The 20,134-nt window shown below is 45.3% G+C and carries 18 protein-coding genes; 7 read left to right on the forward strand and 11 right to left on the reverse strand.

Annotated elements, in window-relative coordinates:
• Positions 1–65: 65 nt before the first annotated feature.
• On the reverse strand, positions 66–1,217 hold the full coding sequence (locus TY87_RS17455; RefSeq protein ID WP_100188065.1) for a GNAT family N-acetyltransferase/peptidase C39 family protein: 1,152 nt from the start codon (positions 1,215–1,217) through the stop codon (positions 66–68).
• 305 nt (positions 1,218–1,522) lie between these two features.
• Between TY87_RS17455 and TY87_RS17460 the strand changes: the two genes are divergently transcribed.
• Positions 1,523–3,001 (forward strand): RimK family protein, encoded by a 1,479-nt coding sequence (locus tag TY87_RS17460; RefSeq protein ID WP_072841370.1) that lies wholly within the window; start codon positions 1,523–1,525, stop codon positions 2,999–3,001.
• A 701-nt stretch (positions 3,002–3,702) separates the two neighbouring features.
• Here the strand turns inward: TY87_RS17460 and TY87_RS17465 are convergent.
• From TY87_RS17465 to TY87_RS17510, 10 genes are all read right to left on the reverse strand, one after another.
• Complete coding sequence (locus TY87_RS17465) at positions 3,703–4,995, reverse strand: amidase (protein ID WP_100188066.1); 1,293 nt, start codon at positions 4,993–4,995, stop codon at positions 3,703–3,705.
• A 63-nt stretch (positions 4,996–5,058) separates the two neighbouring features.
• Positions 5,059–6,231, reverse strand: a complete 1,173-nt coding sequence (locus tag TY87_RS17470; RefSeq protein ID WP_100188067.1) for an alpha-hydroxy acid oxidase — start codon at positions 6,229–6,231, stop codon at positions 5,059–5,061.
• Positions 6,232–6,304: 73 nt separating this feature from the next.
• The gene (locus TY87_RS17475; RefSeq protein ID WP_100188068.1) at positions 6,305–6,808 is read right to left on the reverse strand and encodes a flavin reductase; all 504 of its coding nucleotides are present in this window, start codon (positions 6,806–6,808) and stop codon (positions 6,305–6,307) included.
• Between the two features lie 28 nt (positions 6,809–6,836).
• The gene (locus tag TY87_RS17480) at positions 6,837–7,790 is read right to left on the reverse strand and encodes a PDR/VanB family oxidoreductase (protein ID WP_100188069.1); all 954 of its coding nucleotides are present in this window, start codon (positions 7,788–7,790) and stop codon (positions 6,837–6,839) included.
• A gap of 103 nt (positions 7,791–7,893) precedes the next feature.
• Entirely contained in the window at positions 7,894–8,649 is a 756-nt protein-coding gene (locus TY87_RS17485; protein WP_072841379.1) for an SDR family NAD(P)-dependent oxidoreductase, read from the reverse strand.
• Between the two features lie 51 nt (positions 8,650–8,700).
• The gene (locus tag TY87_RS17490; RefSeq protein ID WP_072841381.1) at positions 8,701–9,183 is read right to left on the reverse strand and encodes an aromatic-ring-hydroxylating dioxygenase subunit beta; all 483 of its coding nucleotides are present in this window, start codon (positions 9,181–9,183) and stop codon (positions 8,701–8,703) included.
• Position 9,184: 1 nt separating this feature from the next.
• Entirely contained in the window at positions 9,185–10,474 is a 1,290-nt protein-coding gene (locus tag TY87_RS17495) for an aromatic ring-hydroxylating oxygenase subunit alpha (RefSeq protein ID WP_072841382.1), read from the reverse strand.
• 57 nt (positions 10,475–10,531) lie between these two features.
• Positions 10,532–11,050 carry a nuclear transport factor 2 family protein gene (locus TY87_RS17500; RefSeq protein ID WP_100188070.1) on the reverse strand — a complete coding sequence of 173 codons (519 nt, stop codon included), beginning with the start codon at positions 11,048–11,050 and terminating at the stop codon, positions 10,532–10,534.
• Positions 11,051–11,080: 30 nt separating this feature from the next.
• Positions 11,081–11,443, reverse strand: a complete 363-nt coding sequence (locus tag TY87_RS17505) for an IacB protein (protein ID WP_100188071.1) — start codon at positions 11,441–11,443, stop codon at positions 11,081–11,083.
• 59 nt (positions 11,444–11,502) lie between these two features.
• Entirely contained in the window at positions 11,503–12,693 is a 1,191-nt protein-coding gene (locus TY87_RS17510; protein WP_100188072.1) for an acyl-CoA dehydrogenase family protein, read from the reverse strand.
• 650 nt (positions 12,694–13,343) lie between these two features.
• On the opposite strand from TY87_RS17510, the gene TY87_RS17515 reads away from it, so the two are divergent.
• The 6 genes from TY87_RS17515 to TY87_RS17540 all read left to right on the forward strand — a co-directional run bounded on the left by TY87_RS17515 (position 13,344) and on the right by TY87_RS17540 (position 20,087).
• Complete coding sequence (locus TY87_RS17515; protein ID WP_100188073.1) at positions 13,344–14,489, forward strand: ABC transporter substrate-binding protein; 1,146 nt, start codon at positions 13,344–13,346, stop codon at positions 14,487–14,489.
• Between the two features lie 115 nt (positions 14,490–14,604).
• A complete protein-coding gene (locus TY87_RS17520) occupies positions 14,605–15,642 on the forward strand; it encodes a branched-chain amino acid ABC transporter permease (RefSeq protein WP_072841389.1) in 1,038 nt (345 codons plus the stop codon).
• Positions 15,643–17,442 carry a branched-chain amino acid ABC transporter ATP-binding protein/permease gene (locus tag TY87_RS17525; protein WP_100188074.1) on the forward strand — a complete coding sequence of 600 codons (1,800 nt, stop codon included), beginning with the start codon at positions 15,643–15,645 and terminating at the stop codon, positions 17,440–17,442.
• A complete protein-coding gene (locus TY87_RS17530) occupies positions 17,442–18,203 on the forward strand; it encodes an ABC transporter ATP-binding protein (protein ID WP_100188075.1) in 762 nt (253 codons plus the stop codon). Before TY87_RS17525 ends, TY87_RS17530 begins: the two co-directional genes overlap by 1 nt.
• A gap of 101 nt (positions 18,204–18,304) precedes the next feature.
• Positions 18,305–19,288, forward strand: coding sequence for a ketopantoate reductase family protein (locus tag TY87_RS17535; protein ID WP_072841394.1), 984 nt, complete (start codon positions 18,305–18,307; stop codon positions 19,286–19,288).
• A 37-nt stretch (positions 19,289–19,325) separates the two neighbouring features.
• Entirely contained in the window at positions 19,326–20,087 is a 762-nt protein-coding gene (locus tag TY87_RS17540; RefSeq protein WP_100188076.1) for a class II aldolase/adducin family protein, read from the forward strand.
• Positions 20,088–20,134 lie beyond the last annotated feature (47 nt).

Raw genomic sequence — 20,134 nt, forward strand, 5'->3', positions numbered from 1 at the left:
ATCAAACAAACAAACAAACAAACAACAGAAACTAAGCCGTTTTCAGCGCTACAATCTTTGCAGTACTACAGCCTTTTTAGCACGACAGTGGCTTGAAGACGACTTTGTCCAAAGCGTGACATTTTTTCAAACTCATCACGGGCAATCGGTACGTATTGGCAATCCAACGGACTTGGTGGATCGTCAGGTAATTTTTTATCGTCGTCTAAGTCTGGATCATGCACAAGAATACAATGTTCGTCGTAGCCAGACATCACCACCCAATGGGGAGATTTTTTACCGTCCATACGGAAGGTGCTGATCAAGATAATCGCTAAGGCGCCATCATCAAACGCTTCGATCAATTGCGCCAACGGCATCGCAGTGTAATGCAAGGGAACACCGACATCTTCACATTGTTGGGCAAAGCTTTCATGCACGCGCGTGATGACGTTTTTTTTCAGTTCATTACGCACGCTGTCGACAAACAACGGGCCTTCTTCGCTCAACCAAACATCCGCTGACAAGCCACGCTTCTTCGCCGCCAAAGCCAACCCCATAGGATGACAACCTCCATGACCAGACGTCATAAAAATCGTCGTCGCTTCACGCCAAATCTCTAACTCATCGTTAGGCGTCGCTTGATAATCTGGATGCATCGAAGACAACACCATTTGCAACGACGCAGGTCCACAGGTAAATGGCGTGCCTTGCGCTAACCAAGGAATGGCTCGCGTGGTTTGTTCGTCACCAGCATGACGCAAACGTTTCTGCATACGAATCGCATCGGTTTGGTCTTCGTAATAAGCATCGTAATGACCAAATTCCTTGTAACCCATTTTTTGATACAAGGTGATGGCATTATGATTCACATCACTGACTTCCAAACGCAGCAACATTTTGCCTTTTTTGAGGGCTTTTTTCTCACAGGCTTGGATCAACAATTTCCCAATACCAAGGCCACGAGCCTCAGGGGATACCGCAAGCGAATACAAACGTGCCAAGTGAGTACCTTGGCGAAGGTGCAACAAGGCATAACCCAGCAGCTCATCGTCTTCCTTCATTGCAACAAATAGCGCTGAACCAGAACTCGTAATGGCATGACGAAAGCTACGACGACTCAAACGGTCGCCAGTAAAGGCTTTGCCCTCCAAAACGAGCAATGCCTTTAAATCGTCTATACTGGCTAAACGTATATCAATATTTGGGGAAGAACTGGTGACCGGGCTTGTGATCATTACATCGCCTCAAAAGGGCAAAAGGTCGCTAGGATCGTCGAACCGTCATCTTTTCAATCACTATAAAAGGGAGTAAAAAAGCCACGATTTTACGATGAAAATTTTCGCGCATTCTAGGGCGAAACCTATCTAAAAGATAGTCTATTTTTTCATCAAAAAAACATTTTATTTTTTCATTTTAGACTATTGTTAAATTAGTAAAACAAGCGCACCATCCGCACAAATTAAGGGTGTTTTTAGCGCCCTATTTGATACACTTTTAAACACCCATAATGATTTTTTAAGCAAAAGGAAAAGCATACCCAATGTCACAGACTTACATAGTTGTTGATCAGGCCAAAGATTGGTCAGCGTTCTTACCTAGTGATCGAGTGATCACTTTTACTCAATACCTAAACTTGGCAGCGACAAAAAGCCAAGGACGCACACGAATCATCAACCTATGTAAAAGCAGCAAATATCTATCTGATGGATATTACTGCTCTCTGTTGGCAGAAAGCCGTGGCCATCACGTTATGCCTTCCGTGCGCGTGCTTAATGACCTGAGCAAAAAAGACCTGTATGAGTTAGAGATATCTCAATGGTTACCATTGCTGGCAAAAAAACTCGCTAAACCAGAAGCACCGATGGAAATGAAATTCCACTGTGTATTCGGTAAAACGATTCATCCAGAAATGAAGGAATTTGCACGAAAATTATTCGAAAGCTTTCCCAGTCCTGTACTGGAAGTGACTTTGAAATTCCGCAAAGAATGGCAAGTCACCGCCCTTTTCTCTACGTCACAAAGTAAACTGAGCGAAGAGGAAGAAACCCTATTCGCAGAATCCTTGGAAGCTTTTAGCAACAAAGTGTGGAGCAAAGGCCGCATTCAACGTGCCGCGAAATTCGACATGGCAATTTTGGTTAACCCAGAAGAAGCCATGCCACCAAGTGATGACCAAGCGATTAAAAAGTTTATCCAAGCTGGTAAACAACTTGGTATACACGTTGATACGATTGGCCCAAAAGACATCATGCGTTTGCCAGAATACGATGGTTTGTTTATTCGTGAAACCACCAACATCGACCACCACACCTACCGCTTTGCCAAAAAAGCCGAAGGTCTGGGATTAGTTGTAATGGACGACCCACAATCCATCATGCGCTGTACCAACAAAGTCTACTTAGCAGATTTGTTCAACACCCACAAAGTACCATGCCCAAAAACACGCATCGTACACAAGGGTGAAGACAACGTAGAAGATGCATTAGAAGCCGTTATCAGCTACCCAATGGTGGTAAAAATTCCAGACGGCGCATTTTCTAAAGGCGTTATAAAAGCTGAAAACCGCGAAGCTTTGACCGAAAGTTTGAACACCTTGTTTAAAAAATCGTCTTTGCTATTGGTTCAAGAATACCTTTACACCGAATTCGACTGGCGTATCGGCGTACTGAACAACAAACCGATCTTTGCTTGTCGCTACTACATGGTTAAAAACCACTGGCAGATTTACCAACATACAGGCAGCAAAAGCCAAAGCGGCGGATTTGATACTTTACCAACCTTCGAAGTGCCACGACGCGTGCTACAAGCCGCCATCGCTGCCACCAAACCGATTGGTGAAGGCTTATACGGCGTCGACGTAAAAGAAATCAACGGCCGTGGTTACGTTATCGAAGTAAACGACAACCCAAGTATCGACCGCGGCGTAGAAGACAAATACCTAGGCGATGAACTTTACATGCACATCATGTCGGAGTTCTTACGTCGCATGCAGGTGAAACGTGGTGATATTCACGCTTGATAAGCAAGCACTCTAGATGTGCGAAAGGCGACTGATTAGTCGCCTTTTTTGTTTCTCGACTCCAAGGGGTCAAATTTGCATCCTCTCAATCACTTTGTATTCCTGACCTTTATTCCGCCCTGCTGGGCGTGTAACTTTTGTCTAGCGACACAAAAGTAACCAAAAGGTCTCTTTAAGATCTTTAATGCCTGATTTTCTTCATAGGCGCACGATTACTTCCTACGCTCGTTATATCGTAAGGCATAGATTATTTTATCGGTTACAAGATAGGATATTTTTAACTGACTCTGAAACTCCATAAAGTCGCGCAATCGGGATTGCATCGAACTGATTTCTCGAGATTGCAAACATGAAAAACAAGTTTGTGTGTTTTTAGTAAGCAGCTTTGTAATTGAAATGGCTTCGCCATTTTCGGCAGATTACGGTCGTGCCTCCCTCATGCAGACCTACGGGGAAATTAGGAGAATGATCTCTAATCCAACAAACAATGTGGTTACAGCAGTGAGAATGAAAGAACGCTGCCAGCCAGAGCTAGTAAGTGATAACCCTAAGTAAAACGAGAAGAAAGAGGGGTAACCAAGTGTTAGTGAAACCTTGTGTCAGAAGTACTAAGCCAAAAAAAGAGTATGACGTGAAGTTCACGTCATACTCTAAATAAATCGCCTGGGAACGATTCAATTCTGCAATTTTGTCCTAATAGTCTATTTAGCAAACAGTGGCATTAGCCAGTTGGCGTGGTTCAATAAGGCGTCGTCTTCGCGCACTTTGCCGATGAGTTGTAAACCCAGCGGTACGCCGTTTTCATCTGTCATGCCTGGTACGTTGATGACGGGCAATCCCATGGCTTGCCAAGGACGACTCATGTGAGGTGCACCAGTGGCAGCGTGGCCTAGCGGGGCGATATCAGGTGCAGCTGGAGCCAAGATAGCGTCGGCTTCTGGCGCATAATTCCATAGCCAATCTCGGCAAGCTTGTGTTGCATCCAAAGAGTCAATGTAAGTTGCGCGGTCCATGCCGAGGCCTTGTTCCATCAAGGCGGCTAATGGATCACTTAGTTGATCTTGATGAAAAGATTCAATTGCTAAGTTGCGACACACTTCCCATGCCATGATATTAATGTGGTGGTTTACCATGTCTTTTATGCGATTGCCGGCGTCCAGTTCGATCACTTTGACGCCTTGCGCTTTAAGTATTTCTATAGCGTTTTGCGTGGCGTTTTCCATGGCTGACGAGGTATCGCCGACCAATTTCCCGTGACAAACCAATACGCATTTAGGTGCTGTTGATGCGCTTGGTTTAATAGACGTGGGTTGGCGTAACAAGATGGCGCGCAGCAGCTGAATATCTTCGACATTACGAGCAAACAAGCCTAGCGAATCCAAAGATTGCGCTAATGGTTGACCGCCTCGCAGGGAAAATTCACCTCGACTTCCTACGTAACCAATAGCGCCACAATAAGCAGCAGGACGAATGACGGAAGCAGCAGTTTGAGAACCCAGCGCCATTGGTACCATGTTGTCGACAATAGCCGCCGCCGAACCACTAGACGAACCGCCCGGTGTACGTTCTAAATCTGCAGGATTTTTGGTTTTCCCCGGTTTGAAGTAAGCGAATTCTGTGGTGACGGTTTTACCCAACACTATGCCACCCGCAGCGCGAATCAAAGCGACGCAAGTGGCGTCTTCAACAGGTTGTCGTCCGGTATGAATCGACGAGCCCATTTCTGTGGGCATTTCCTCTGTGTCGATGATGTCTTTCACACCTAATGGCAGGCCTCTTAACAAACTGGCATCAAAGAAGGCTTTATCGGCTTGGTAATAAGCGAGATATTCGTCGCGAGAACGCTTTACTTGCCAAGCACCCACGTCTGGTTCACGAGCTTCTATGCGATCAAAACAGGCATTAATAACCGATTCGGTGGTACAAGCACCCTCTTCTATGGCGCGTAGCATTTGGCACAAGCCCATTTCATTTAAATCAATTTTTGTATTCATAAACAAACTGGTTCCTTGTGAGACCAAGGCCTCATTACGTTATTAAAGAGTTTAAAAATCTTGTTAAGGTAAATAAAGGTGTTCTGAAGTCAGTTCATCGAGTCGCTGAACGCCCATTAAATTTAGGCTGCGAGCCAGTTCTTCTTGCAAGATATCCAATACCCGCGTTGCACCAATTTGACCACCAGCCGCAACACCGAATAAGGTAGCGCGCCCCAGCATGACGCCCTGCGCGCCTAGGGCGGTGGCTTTTACTATGTCACTGCCGCGACGAATGCCGCTGTCTAGCAATATGTCTATTTCACCACCCACGGCATCGACAATCGCGGGTAAAGCGTCGATAGAAGACAAAGCGCCATCGAGCTGACGGCCGCCATGATTGCTGACCACGATGCCATCAAATCCCAGCTTCAGCGCTTGCCTTGCATCATCAGGATGCAGTACACCTTTTAGAATCAGCTTGCCGTGCCACTGATCTCTAATCTTGGCGATTTTCTCCCAATCCAATAAGGTATCAAGCTGCTCTTGGATAAATTTCATAGCTCCCAAGGCGCTTTGTTCATTCGTAGGCAAATAAGGGTTCAAATTCCCCATGGTTGGCAAACCATTGGGCATCATGACTCGGCGAATCCAGTTTGGGTGCATAAGCACATTGGCTTTGTTGTGCCATGTGAGTTGGCGCGGTTTAGCAAAATTTCGTCGATCCCATTCACGGTTGCCAACTACGGATGCATCCGAAGTAATAACCAAGGTATTCACGTCAACAGCTTTGGCTCGCGCTAATAAATCATCATTAAGCTGCGCATTTTTCAAGCCATAAAGCTGAAACCAGAAATCGAGATCCTGAGCAGCTTCGCGCACTTGCTCCATGGAAGCATTCGACACGGTACTTAAACAGAAAGGTATTTTTTTCGCGCTAGCGGCCTTTGCCAAAGCAATGTCGGCCTGAGGCCATAACATGCCATTAAAACCGCTTGGACCTATCATCATTGGTAAGGCGCTTGACGACCCAACCAGTGATGTTGTTAACACCGGAGGATGATTGGCAACTAAAGTGTGAGAAGTCAGCCGAATCTTGGCGAAGTCGCTCTCGTTACTATGTAAGGTCTGTTCATTTTCCGCGCCACCTGCCAAGTATTCCCATGCAAAATCAGGTAATCGGTGGCGAGCAAGAGCAGCCATTTCGGCCACACTTTGCACTCTTGAAAAATCAGAACCTTTATAAAACCTACGCATCATCTCTCCTAAGAAAACAACTGAGTCCTATCAGTTATACAACATTGCTTAGCTCTTGATTACCTTTTATTCATTACTTGGTTTGTGCCACAGATTGTTCGTTCAGACAATGATAAGCACGGTTGAAGTAAACCAAGCCTTGACCATCTGTGCCGACTTTTGCGTCTTTTACACGGCAGTAAAAAACAGTGTGAGAACCAATTTCATGGCTCTCATGGATTTCGCAATCAAAGCTAACCAAGGCTTCGTCCAATGCTGGCGCGCCAGTTTTTAATGTTGACCATTGGTGTTTAGCAAAGCGCTCTTCACTGCTCAAATCACGGTTGGCAAAATCCCAAGAAACACCTTGGTGATGGCTTTGTAGTACATTCACGCACAACACAGCGTTCTTTTTAAAGTGGGGGTTAGCAAACGAGTTACGGTTCATACACACCAACAAAGTCGGTGGCTCATCTGTCACGCTAGTAACGGCCGTTGCCGTAAAACCAAAACGTCCTGCTTCACCATCTGTGGTGATCACAGACACGGCACCGCCCAACATAGACATGCCATCGCGGAATAATTTTGTCTCTATCATGGTGTTCTCCTTCCCTTATAAGGGAGCATTAAATATCGAGGACAAGGCGTGGCGACAGTGAACGAGAACAACACAAGGTAATCTGGTCGTTGTCTTCTTTTTCTTCTTCCGTCAGGTAAACATCGCGATGCTCTGGCGTGCCTTCAAGGACATCACAAAGACAGGTTCCACATGTGCCCTGTTCGCAGGAAACTTTCACTTTTACGCCGGCGGATTTTAGTGCGTCTGCAATGCTTTCGTTTTCGCCAACTTGCACTGTGACGCCACTTTTCTCGGCAAACACTTCAAAACTCGCACCGCCAGTTTCAACTTCCACACTAAAAAATTCTTTATGTACGTTGCTATCAGGCATACCTAGATTTTTTGCAGTGCCGATCACCCAATCCATAAACCCATTTGGACCACAAACATAAAGATGAGTGTCCGCATCAAAGTCTTTCAAAACGGCTTCTAAGTCCAAACGTTGGTCTTCAGAATCAAAGTGCATGTCAACATGCTTGGTAAAAGAGCAAGACGTTAATTCACTAAGGAAACCACTTGTCTCACGAGAACGACTGCAATAATGCAATTCAAACGTTTTGTTTTCAGCGATCAAGGAATACGCCATGGCGATCATTGGCGTAATCCCGATTCCACCACCAATCAAGATAGAACGCTTAGCGCTCATCTCTAATGGAAAATGGTTACGCGGAACACCAATGCTTATCTCGGTACCTTCTTGCAAATTAAGATGAGCAGCAATCGATCCACCACGTGAGTTCGGATCTTTTAAAATACCTAAGCGATAAACACTCGTGTCGGCGGGATCACCACACAGTGAATACTGACGAATTAAATCATCGCCTAAATGCACATCAATATGCGCACCTGCTTCAAACGCAGGCAATGCCTCACCATTGAGACTCGCAAGCTCTAAAGCAATTACACCATCAGTGTGGTTTTCTCGTTTACGAACAACTACTTTCAATAACGTTTCAGACATCCAACTCTCCTCCCGACCCAAGCCTAAGTCGGGGCCTTAGTTCACAGATACAATGGCTCACAGACATAACTCAAATAAAACGCGATAAGCAGGCAAAAGCTGCTTAGCGCATAAACAAACCACCATTCACATCCCACGTTGTTCCCGTGGTGAAGTAGGCTTCTGGGCGAGCAAATTGCACCACCACATCACCAATAAAATCGGCATTACCTAATCGACCAACCGGAATAGCGCCCAACAAAGTTGGTAAACGATCTTCTGGCACCAAAGCGGTCACCATTGGTGAATCAATCGGACCAGGTGCCACGGCATTAACGGTCACACCTTTGCTAGCAAGCTCTTTGGCAAAGACTTTTGTTAGTGTCAAAATTCCGCCCTTGGAAGCGGCATAATGAGCACCTGTTGAAGTGCCACCATTTTGCCCAGCCAAAGACGCCATGTTGATGATTCGGCCATAACCTTGCTCAGCCATGTATTTACCAAACACCTGGCAGCCAACAAACACACCACCCAAGTTGATATTCACCACTTCGTTAAACTCTTCTGGGGAAATATCCATGACAGGCGTCGCTTTCGTCACCGCAGCGTTGTTAACCAATACCTGCAACGCGCCAAACTTAGTGACAGCAAATTGCAGTGCCGCTTCAAAATCAGCTTTCCTCGCAATATTCAACTCGCAAGCAATGGCGTTTATTCCTTCTGGATCAAGTGACAACGCGGCTTTTTTAGCCGCCTCACCATTTACATCTGTCAGTACTACGCGAAAACCCGCGGCAAACAAACGTGATGCAATATGAAAACCAAGCCCTTGCGCTGCACCAGTCACTAACGCCACTTGTGCCTGTGTAGATTGAGTCATTATTTCGCCCTCTGTCTCATGAAAAACTACCTATATTTCATGAAAAACCGTTTAAAAGATGAAACTTACCGTGCGTAAGAAACCGTCTGAATGCATCAATTTGACAACTTTACGGTCAATCATAAAACCGTCATCTGTTGGCTTTAAGCGATATTCCAAATCGGCAGGATAAGTCACTAAGTTGCCATGACGTAATTCGTTCAATGTCATCGCACAGCGCACAACAATGTAGTCAGCGGTTTCTTCCAAAATGCGCAAACGCGACACCATACGAACGGTGCTACTTGCTGCACCAGCCGAAACTGATTCACCGCTTTCCAAACGTGCTACTCGCATTCGACGCATACCCGCATCATCTAATGCTAGGTTCAGCGTGTTTTCGTAATCTGTTTCATTGTTGTCAGTCGGCACAATGTATAAGCCTTTTGTATCCCAAAGAGACAACCATGTTTGATATTCTTGGTGATCTAGCAAGTCAGCTTCATACCAAATAAATGCCGTTGCCTTGTTAAGCAAATCCATGTTTATCGTCATCTTATTTCTCCCCTTTGGCGGCCATCATTTGCTTGTATTTCTGATAAGCACCACGCATTCCTGTTTCTGAACACACAGCTCCAGCCACGTTGCCATCTTTTGATGTATGCAAATTACCCATGCCGCGGTTGACAAGAATCCAGCCATCTTTACCAGCCATTGATCCTTTTTGAACACGCTCCCATGCTTCACCATCATCTGGCGTTCCGAAGCCCATTGGCCCTTGGAAGTGTTCGTGTAGACGCATGCGTTTGCGGTTGAATGATACTGGTGCACCTTCACCACCAATGGCGACGTGTTGAATCTCAGTTAAGCTCACACTCACTGGACGCAAGACACGGAAAAACGCCATCGAACAAGATACGTTCGGGAATAAATTCAAGTTAAACCCAGTACCATGCGCTGCACGAACAAGACGTTTAACCTGCTCTTCGTCTTGGCCTTCGTCACGTAATGCTTGAGCAAGCTCTTCAAAACGCGCTGGAATCGGTTGATCCAAATCCGCTTCTAAATCAACTAAGTCAGGAATCATCACCATCACACTATGGCCATGACCTAAATCTTCTACAAAGCCGTCACCGTCGAGGAAGTCAAAAATATCAGCAGTGGCATCGTCCAACGAACTAATGAATGACTTATGAATGATGGGGAAATGGTAAGCATCTGTGGTGTTTTCGAGCTGAATTTTCCAGTTGCCTGGAAAGTTAAAACGATGCTCGCCCAAAACTTTCAATGGATAACCACCACCTTGCTTAATAAACAAGTCGATCCATTTTTTCGCGCCGCCCAAAAAATCTTCTAGTGGCTCAATGTCGCTTTTAAAGGTCGCAAAAACCAAGCCTTGGTACGATTCATGGCGTAGGCTTTCTAATGGCAAATCATTTTTATCGATAACACCTTCGTATTCTTCAGGTTTTGGTATTGCGCGCAAACCACCATCTAAACCATAACCCCAGCCGTGATATGGACAAGTAAAGGCTTTCGTTTTGCCTTTACGACCTTCACACACGGTTGCACCACGGTGACGACAGCGATTAAGCAAAACATGCAGATTCATTTTACGGTCACGGCTTAAAATAACCGGATGACGACCAACGAAGGCGGTTTTAAAGCTGCCCGCTTCTGGCACTTCGCTTTCATGACCAATGAAAATCCAAGTATTTTGGAATACTTTGTCTAATTCTTCTTCAAAGATTTCTGGGTCTGAATATAACGCTTTGTGAACGCGACCCTCTTCGACCATATCCGCCGCTTTTAGACTGATATTTTGCAACTCAATTAATTCACTCATCTTCTTTCTCACTTTAATCTTTTAGACATCGACCCTGTCGCTTTCGTGTCAGCTTGTTTATTTAGGAACGGGCAATGTCGCATCATCATTCCAATCCGATACTGGGCGACTAAATAGATTCTCAGTTTCAAAATGGGCCATTCGCCACACACCATCATCACGTCGAAACGACACGCTCAAACGCGCACTGTTCAGATGAGAACCACCAGCGCTAAAGCTCGAAACTTGAATCATGTTCCAACTGCCGGATGCCTGGTCACCATCAACACGAATCACTTCGGATGACAGGTAATGCACGTTTAACGAAAAATGAGCAGGCTCAGCGGTATATTTCGCTAACATTGAAACAATGGCATCACGGCCTTGATAACCACCAAAGCTTTTCGCATAACGAGCACCTTTACCTTCCCACTTAGCATCTTCGGTAAATAGATCACCTAATTCATCTAATGGTGTCGCTGGATTCAAGTGATCGCACAGATCCATGTAGCGATTGATACAAGCACGAATCGCTCGGTCACTTTCTAAAGCGTCAATTCGCGCCAATATAGTTTCTAGCTCACTCGTGTCCTTCATACTTGTGTCCTTCATATTCATCGACAGGTCTTAGGCGCGCTGAACAATCAGTTCGCGACCAATACGAGATTCGATTTTCACGTAGCGCCAAAGTTTGTATGGCGTATCGCCAACCGCTGTCGTACGTAACAAATTACAGCACGCAACCACTGTGTCGTAATCCTTCACATCAGCCAAAAGATAGGTTGTCCAAGGGTAGCCAGCAGAAGGACCAACCATGCTTTGGTCGTCATCCATATTGCCGATCACGTCAACACCATCCATGTCATGAATACCATTCCACATTGCGCCAAATGCCGCCCAAACATCCAATTGCTCTTCGCGCGCTGCGTCCATAAAGTTTTGGTTAATTCCCATGCAAAACAGTACGCGTAATGGTTTTTTATCGCTCATAATTCATTTCTCCAATAATCAAAAATTCGTCTAAAAATAGGCTAAATCAAGCTAATTTCTTATAAATAACCTGGTAATGGTTTTTGTCCAAAAAAGATGGCACCGGCATTTTGCCAAGTGATGTCACCCATAAAAGCGTGTTGAGTAACAACTTGCGCATCGTTAACGAAACGCGACAACGGGCTGGCTTTGTAAACGCCCGTCATGCCAGATAACATTTGAACCTTACGCGCGACTTCAGCGGATACACGAGAAGCGTGTGTCGATGAAAGGCGTAATAAGTTGATTTGCTGAACAGATAGAGATTCGTTTTTTTCTAACGTCTGCCAAGCATCATTAATGGATTCATAGAAGAAGCAGCGCGCAGCGCGTAAATCGGCGTCGGCTTTAGCAACTTCCGCTTGAGTAAGGGGACGCTCGCCAATATTTGGAGCGCCAGTGATCGAAGCCCGGCCAGCAGCCATGGCCTGAAGTTCATCAAGCGCCGCTCGTGCTACACCTAAACCAACCACAGAAAGAACTTGAGTCGCAAAAGAAAGAGAAGGATAACGGAACATTGTCTCGTCTAAGTTAGAAGCACCTCCGCGAACAAAGGTCCACTCTTCAGCCACATCCACATTATTAACAACTAAGTCATGGCTGCCTGTTCCTGCAAGGCCAACTACGTCCCAGTTTTTCTTCACTTCTGCTTTACTTGCTGGCATCACTGCCATACGAGGAAGCTCTAATTTTTCACCTTCTTTTGGTGCGATACCAACGCCGACCACATCAGCCCCCATGCAACCACTAGAAAAACTCCAACAGCCCTTTACACAAAAACCATCGGCTATTTTTTCAGCAGGTTGAGGCGGAAAAATGCCACCAGCAAACACCACATCTGGTGATTTTGCATACACCGTTTTTAGCGTATCTATTGGCAAAGCCGACAAGTACACAACACCCATACCAAAGCTAGCTACCCAACCAGCAGAACCATCTGCTTTAGAGATCTCTTCAATCACTTCACAAAACTGAGCCGCGGTTATTTCATCGCCACCAAGACGCTTTGGAACCAGCGCACGGTAAATACCTAAACTGCGAAATTGTTCAATGATGTCCTGACTAATAAATTGCTGATCATCGAATTCGCTATTGCGAGCACGAGCTCTAATGTCACTCATCAATGCTCCAAACGCCTCACTTCCTAAAGCATCAAAAACAGATGCCGAGGCTTTTTCTTGGTAAGACGTAACCGTGTTCTTCAGACTCATAATTAGCTCCTCTAATGCAGATTTAGTTACCGACTCACTAGGGATGAGTGAACTGTTCAAATGAAGATTTTTCAGTATTTTTACTGCATTAATAAAAAGACTAAAAATTTTCGCTCCCATCATCGAACAACATCAAAAACACATCGCCTAACGTCTTGGTTTGCATCACTCAAAAACATTAAATAAATGTATAAAGAATGCTAATAAGGTCGTACTAATTACTTTACTTGTCAACTAAATTTTCAAGTTAAGGATCAATAAAAAAATAGATCGAAAAACAAACAATAAGGATTTTTTATATTTTAAATAAAAACAAATAAGCACATAAAGCATTGTTTAATATAGGTTAATAATAAAAATCAACAACATAATAACCACCTATAAAACACATTAAAAATGCCAAATAAAATTCACATAAAAAAATAAATATGAACAAAAAGCATTTTTTTAAAATCTTTTTTATTTGTTTTTTTATATTGTTTTTTGCAAAAAACAATGGCAGGCTAACTCCGGATTAAGGTATAGAAATGTATAAATTCAATAAAAATAAATAGAAGAATAAAACCTGCCGAAGAGATGCCAAATGATCTCCAAGCGATAGAAAGCGCTGTAAAAAATTACATAGTGTTAACTACATACAGGAAAATCTTATGACACCTAAAAGAGTAATCTCTGCTTTATTTCTAAGTTCTTCACTACTCGCACCGTTAGCAAACGCTGACATTAAAATTGGCGTAGTCACTTCCAGCACTGGACCTATCGCCTTAGTGGGAATCCCTCAAAAAAACACCGTTGCACTACTCCCCACCTCCGCCGGAGGCGAAAAAATCTCCTACATTTCACTGGATGACGGAAGCGACCCAACCGCAACAGTTAAAGCATTTAAAAAGCTAATTGACGAAGAACACGTAGATGCAATCATAGGGCCAAGTGGTTCAGGCAACGCAATGAGCGTTATTCAATTTGCGGCAGAATCAGGCACACCAATGCTGGCTCCAGTTGGGACCGCAGCCGTTGTACTGCCTATGACAGAACAAAAGAAATGGGTTTTTAAAACCACACAGAATGACGACCTAATTGCCGAAGCATTAGTCGAACAAATGAAATCAACCGGTATAAAAACTATTGGCCTCATCGGGACTGCAGATCCATACGGTGAGAACTGGGCCAAGGTAATGAAAGACCTTACCCAAAAAGCTGGCATTCAAATTGTAGCGAGCGAACAATTTCAGCGCCAAGATACATCCATGACAGGCCAGAGCTTAAAAATACTGATGGCCAGCCCAGATGCCGTTTTGATTGCCGCACCTGGAAGCTCTTCAGTGATGCCGCAAACCACCCTTAAAGACCAAGGCTATAGCGGCAAAATCTACCAAACTCACGGCGCAGCACTAGATGCTTTTCTTCGACTTGGCGGCAAAGCAGTTGAAGGCACCATCCTAGCAGCAAGTTCCATGCTGGTTTTAGATGAAGTACCAAACAGCCCCTCCAAAGAAATAGCCACAAAATACATTACCGACTACAAAAAACTCTACGGCGAAACACCGGCCACCTTTGGCGGTAACGTTCTAGATGCCGGACTACTCCTTCAAAACGCTATCCCAAGCGCACTAAAATCTGGCAAACCAGGCTCAGCTGAATTCCGTAGCGCTCTTCGTGACGCACTGGAAAAAACCAAAGAAATGCCAGCAACACAAGGCGTTTACAACATGACAGCAGAAGACCACAGCGGCTTTGACGAACGCGGTCGCGTTTTGATCACTGTCAAAAATGGCAAATGGGTACTACTAAAATAATGCCCCCTCGACTTGGGGTGGGCACACAGCTCCAACCCACCCCAGCGAGAATATAATTATAAATTTTGCGGCCACGAAGCCACAAAATCGATGAGAACAAAAGGAATCACACTAAATGAACTTTCAGATCGCCACACTGCTTGGACAGGATGGCCTAACCAATGGGGCTATTTATGCCTTATTGGCCCTGTCTATTTTGCTGGTTTTTACAGTCACACGAATATTGCTTATTCCACTAGGCGAGTTCGTAACGTTTGGCGCACTAACAATGGCCGCCATGCAGATGGGTAAAGCCCCAAAATTAGAATGGCTCCTACTCGGTCTTGTTTTGATCGATTGCGCCTTAGATTTGTATCAACAAATCAAACATCACATCGATCGAAACAAGATGAAAAAAATAGCCCTCAAACTCGGCTATGCCTTTGTAATGATAGGCTTATTAAATAATTTGTCTTTGGCAGAAATCCCAATGGCTTGCCAAGTTTTATTAACGCTTTGCCTAATCGTGCCACTTGGCCCAATTATGTATCGTCTGTTTTTCCAACCTCTTGCAGACGCACCAGCACTGGTTTTATTGATTGTCTCCATTGCGCTCCATGTCGCCATGGTAGGCGTCGGTCTATTATTATTTGGGCCTGAAGGCGCCCGCACACAACCCTTCTCAGATACGGGTTTCCGCCTAGGTACCGTGATGCTGAAGAGCCAAACCCTATGGGTTATTCTGGTCTCTATCTTCCTCATTGTGACCTTATTCATCGCTTTTGAACGCACACTTTACGGCAAGGCGCTTCGCGCCACAGCAGTAAACCGAATGGGTGCTCGCTTGCAGGGTATTTCACCCGTATTCGCTGGCAAGGCCACTTTCGCTCTAGCCGCTTTTATCGGCAGTGCGTCGGGTATTTTAATTGCCCCAATCACCACACTTTATTATGACTCCGGCTTCATCATCAGCTTAAAAGGCTTCGTCGGCGCCATTATTGGCGGCCTTGTCAGCTACCCAATTGCGGCTATTGGTGCGGTTGCTGTTGGTATGATCGAAGCTTTTTCCATGTTTTGGGCGAGCAATTACAAAGAAATCATCGTTTTCACCCTGATTATTCCATTCCTAATCTGGCGCTCGATGAACAGCCATCATGTAGAGGATGACGAATAAATGAAATCGCGTAATTTAATTATTTTTGGCTTAGTCGTACTTGCCATTGCACCTCAAGTGCTACCAACATTTCAGGTCACTCTACTTAACTATATTGGTCTATACGCATTAGTCGTACTTGGCCTAGTATTACTCACAGGTGTAGGCGGCATGACCAGCTTTGGTCAGGCAGCTTTTGTTGGGCTTGGCGCCTATTCCACTGCTTACCTAACCACCACAGAACAACTACCGAGCTGGCTAGCCTGGTCGGCAGGATCACCTTGGGGCGGGCTGCTTATTGGTTTGCTATTAACGGCAGCCGTTGCTTTATTCCTTGGCGCACTCACCCTTAAATTATCAGGTCACTATTTACCACTAGGCACCATTGCTTGGGGCATTTCGCTGTATTACTTGTTTGGCACAATGAGCTCTATGGGCGGACATACTGGGATTAGCGGTTTACCTTCTTTAAGTCTGTTTGGTGTTCTTCTCGATAAAGGGGAAAAGATTTATTACTTAATTTGGGCGATTCTGATGTTGGCAGTCTGGGTTACCAGCAACCTACTAAACTCTCGTGAAGGTCGCGCCATTCGCGCCCTAAAAGGCGGTCAATTAATGGCAGAATCCATGGGCGTAAATACCTTTCGCTCAAAGATGGTTATTTTCTTGATCTCCGCTCTGTTTGCTGCGATTTCTGGCTGGCTTTACGCGCACACGCAACGCTTTGTTAACCCAACACCTTTTGGTCTTAGCATGGGTATTGATTACCTATTTATGGCATTGGTTGGTGGCGTTGGCAGCGTCTGGGGGGCACTACTTGGCGCAGGCATTTTGACCATGCTCAAACAATGGCTACAAGACTGGCTACCTCTTATTATGGGTGGAAACGGCCAATACGAATCCATTGTTTTGGGCCTATTAATCATTTTCATGATGCAACGCTCACCCGGCGGCATTTGGCCTTTATTGGTGAAATTTGCACCAGCGTCGTGGCGCAATCAAGACCACATAAAAATAAACCCATCTGCTACAGAACTATCACGCCGTGAATTACCACAAAAAGGCAAATTAGTTTTAGAAGCTTGCAATGTTACTCGCCGCTTCGGTGGCCTAATTGCCAATAACGAGATGAATCTTCAGCTGCACGCAGGCGAAGTGCTTGCCCTCATCGGCCCAAATGGCGCAGGCAAAAGCACCATGTTCAACCAATTGTCTGCCGTCGATACACCCAGTGATGGCGAAGTGCTCTTTTTGAATCAAAGCCTAAAAGGCAAAAGCTCTCGCCAAGTCGCTCAAATGGGCATGAGCCGCACCTTTCAGCATGTAAAATTACTGACCTCCATGACAGTATTAGAAAACGTCGCACTAGGTGCACACATGCGCGGCAACAAGGGCATCATCAGCTCTGCACTACATCTTGAACGTGACGAAGAGCAACGCCTTCTTAAAGAATCCCAATACCAGCTTGAACGCGTCGGATTAGGCGAACACCTTTATACCGAAGCAGGTAGTCTGTCTCTTGGACAGCAACGCATACTTGAAATCGCTCGCGCACTTTGCGCCGATCCATGTGTATTACTGCTAGATGAACCAGCAGCAGGGCTTCGCCATCAGGAAAAACAAGCACTAGCAGAACTACTCAAGAAACTCCGCGAAGAAGGCTTGGCTATTCTCTTGGTTGAACACGACATGGACTTTGTTATGAACCTTGCTGATCGAATTGTGGTGATGGAGTTTGGTGAAAAAATTGCCGAAGGCTTACCAGAAGAAATTCAAACCAACCCTGCTGTTTTAGAAGCCTACCTGGGAGGTGCCGAATAATGACTCAAGCTACAGGAAAAAATCTACTCGACGTCAGCGGCCTTCGTGTTGCTTATGGCAAAGTGGAAGCACTAACCGGTATCGATCTGACCTTGAAAGAGGGGAAACTGGTGACTGTTATCGGTCCAAATGGCGCAGGCAAAACCACATTACTGTCCGCCATCATGGGAATCTTACCTTCCAAAGGCACCATTCACTTTAACGGTAAAGACTTCATCAGCCCAGATGTTGAAACTTTGGTTGGTCATGGGCTTGGCTTAGTTCCCGAAAAGCGCGAATTATTTTCCACCATGACAGTTCAGGACAATCTATTGCTAGGTGCGTTTCAACGCTATCGCCGTGGTGATAAGAGCTACGACCAAACCTTGAGCGAAATTTACAGCCTCTTCCCTCGTTTATGGGAACGACGCCAGCAGCAAGCTGGCACATTATCAGGTGGAGAACGTCAAATGCTTGCCATTGGTCGGGCCATGATGAGCAAACCAAAGCTCTTGATGCTAGACGAACCTAGTCTTGGCCTAGCACCATTAATTACGCGAGAGATTTTTCGTATTTTTGCAGATTTACGCCGCCAAGGTGTCTCCATCCTTCTGGTGGAACAAAACGCGCGCGCGGCACTAAAAGTTGCAGATTACGCTTATGTTCTTGAAGGTGGCCAGGTAGCAATGCAAGGCCCAGCAGCAGAGCTCGCCAATGACCCTAGAGTCATCGAAGCCTATCTAGGATTAGCCAGCAAGCACCAAGAATTACTTTCTAGTTAAGATCGTCAACAACATTAAGTAAACAGGCAAGAAGCTTATTACTAAACACGAGAAAGCACTCTTTTTAGAGCCTTTCTCATTTTCAAACGGAAAAATTGATTATGAATATTTGTATCGCAGGAGCCGGCGCTATTGGGTGCACACTAGCCGCCCGCCTAGCAAAATCTGGCCAAACCGTGAATGTTCTTGCTAGAGGAACCACCCTCGAAGCCATTCAGAAAAAAGGCATTCATCTCACCGACATAGACGGTGAGCATAAAGTCACAGTTAACGCTTCCGATTCAGCAAAAGAACTTGGCCCGCAAGATATTATTTTCATCTGCACTAAGGCGCCTGCCTTGCCCGCCATGCTTAAACTCATTACCCCCATGCTGCATGAAAAGACAATTGTCATTCCTGTTGTGAACGGCATTCCATGGTGGTATTTCCAAGGCATTGAAGGACGTTTTTCTGGCGATAGCATTCAAGCCATTGATCCTGAAGGCTCAGTCAGTAAATTGCTTCCTCATACTCACCTAATTGGCTGCGTGGTATTTATTACCGCATTTAGAAACTCGCCGGGCGTCGTTACTTCAACCAACCCGCACCTAATCGTACTTGGTGAAATAAATCACCAAATGAGCGAACGACTTGAGCAAGTTCGCACAGTAATTGAAGACGCAGGCATCGAAGCCCGCGCTACTGATAATATTCGTGATCAGATATGGACTAAAGTGGCGGCCAACATCACCTCTAACCCACTTTCAGTTGTCACCAAAGGCACGTTAGAACAACTTTACGCTGATGATCGCCTAAAGCCTCTCGTTCGCAGAATGCTCGACGAAGTTCTACTCATTGCCGCCGCCTATGGTGCACGAATTCGTTTTGATCCTCATACTTTTATGGAGCTTGGTGCAGGCATGGGCGCTGTCAAAACCTCCATGCTACAAGACTACGAAGCTGGCCAACCTTTAGAGCTCGACGCTATCGGCTATTCGGTATTGGAGCTGGCAAACAAGGTAGACATTCCCATGATCGCCACACAAAACCTGTTGGATTTAACTCAATTTATTGCGGCACAACCACAAACTCAAAAGCAACTTTAAAATTAACAACACATAAAACAACATAAAGGGAACACAAATGAGCAACCCAGTGAACCGCCCAACCCACATTAGCGAAGAAGAATGGGCTCTTCGTGTTAAATTAGCTCACTGCTACCACCTAATAGACTTTTTTGGCTGGACAGAGACCATTTTCAACCACATTTCCGCTCGCCTCCCCCACATTGAAGGCGAGTATCTAGTTAATCCATTTGGTCTAAATTATACAGAAATCACTCCAGAAAATTTGATCAAGGTGGATGTCAACGGCCACAAACTGGATGACTCGCCATATGATGGCAACCCTGCTGGCTTTGCTCTTCACGGAGCCATTCATGCAGCACGAGAAGACATACACTGCGTCATCCACACCCACACCAATGAAGTCTCAGCAATTGCGATGAAAAAACAGGGTTTCACCCACGATAGCTTTTACGGCGCACAACTTTATGGCCGCGTTGGCTACCACGCATTTGAAGGCATTACTCTCTTTGAAGATGAAAAAGGCCGCATGCTTGAAAGTCTCGGACAGAAACACATTCTAGTCTTACGAAATCACGGTATCGCAGTTGGCGAATTTGACATAGAACGTACTTTTTTCCTTTTATGGACAGTGCAGCGCGCCGCAGAAATTCAAGTCACCTCTGGTGCACTTGGCGGTGAAGATGTATTACTAGAACAAAGTATTCGCGAAAAATGCGCAGATTTAACGCAAATGCTAATTAAAGATAGCGGCTTTGCAGACAAATTCTATAACGCCATGGTTCGCAAAATGGAAGCCGAAAAAGGCCTCTGCTGGTAGCCTCCCCCAAAAATAGCCGACCTTAATAGCCAACCAAGAGTTGGCTA

The organism is Marinomonas sp. BSi20584 (assembly GCF_002792415.1).
Lineage (GTDB): Bacteria > Pseudomonadota > Gammaproteobacteria > Pseudomonadales > Marinomonadaceae > Marinomonas > Marinomonas polaris.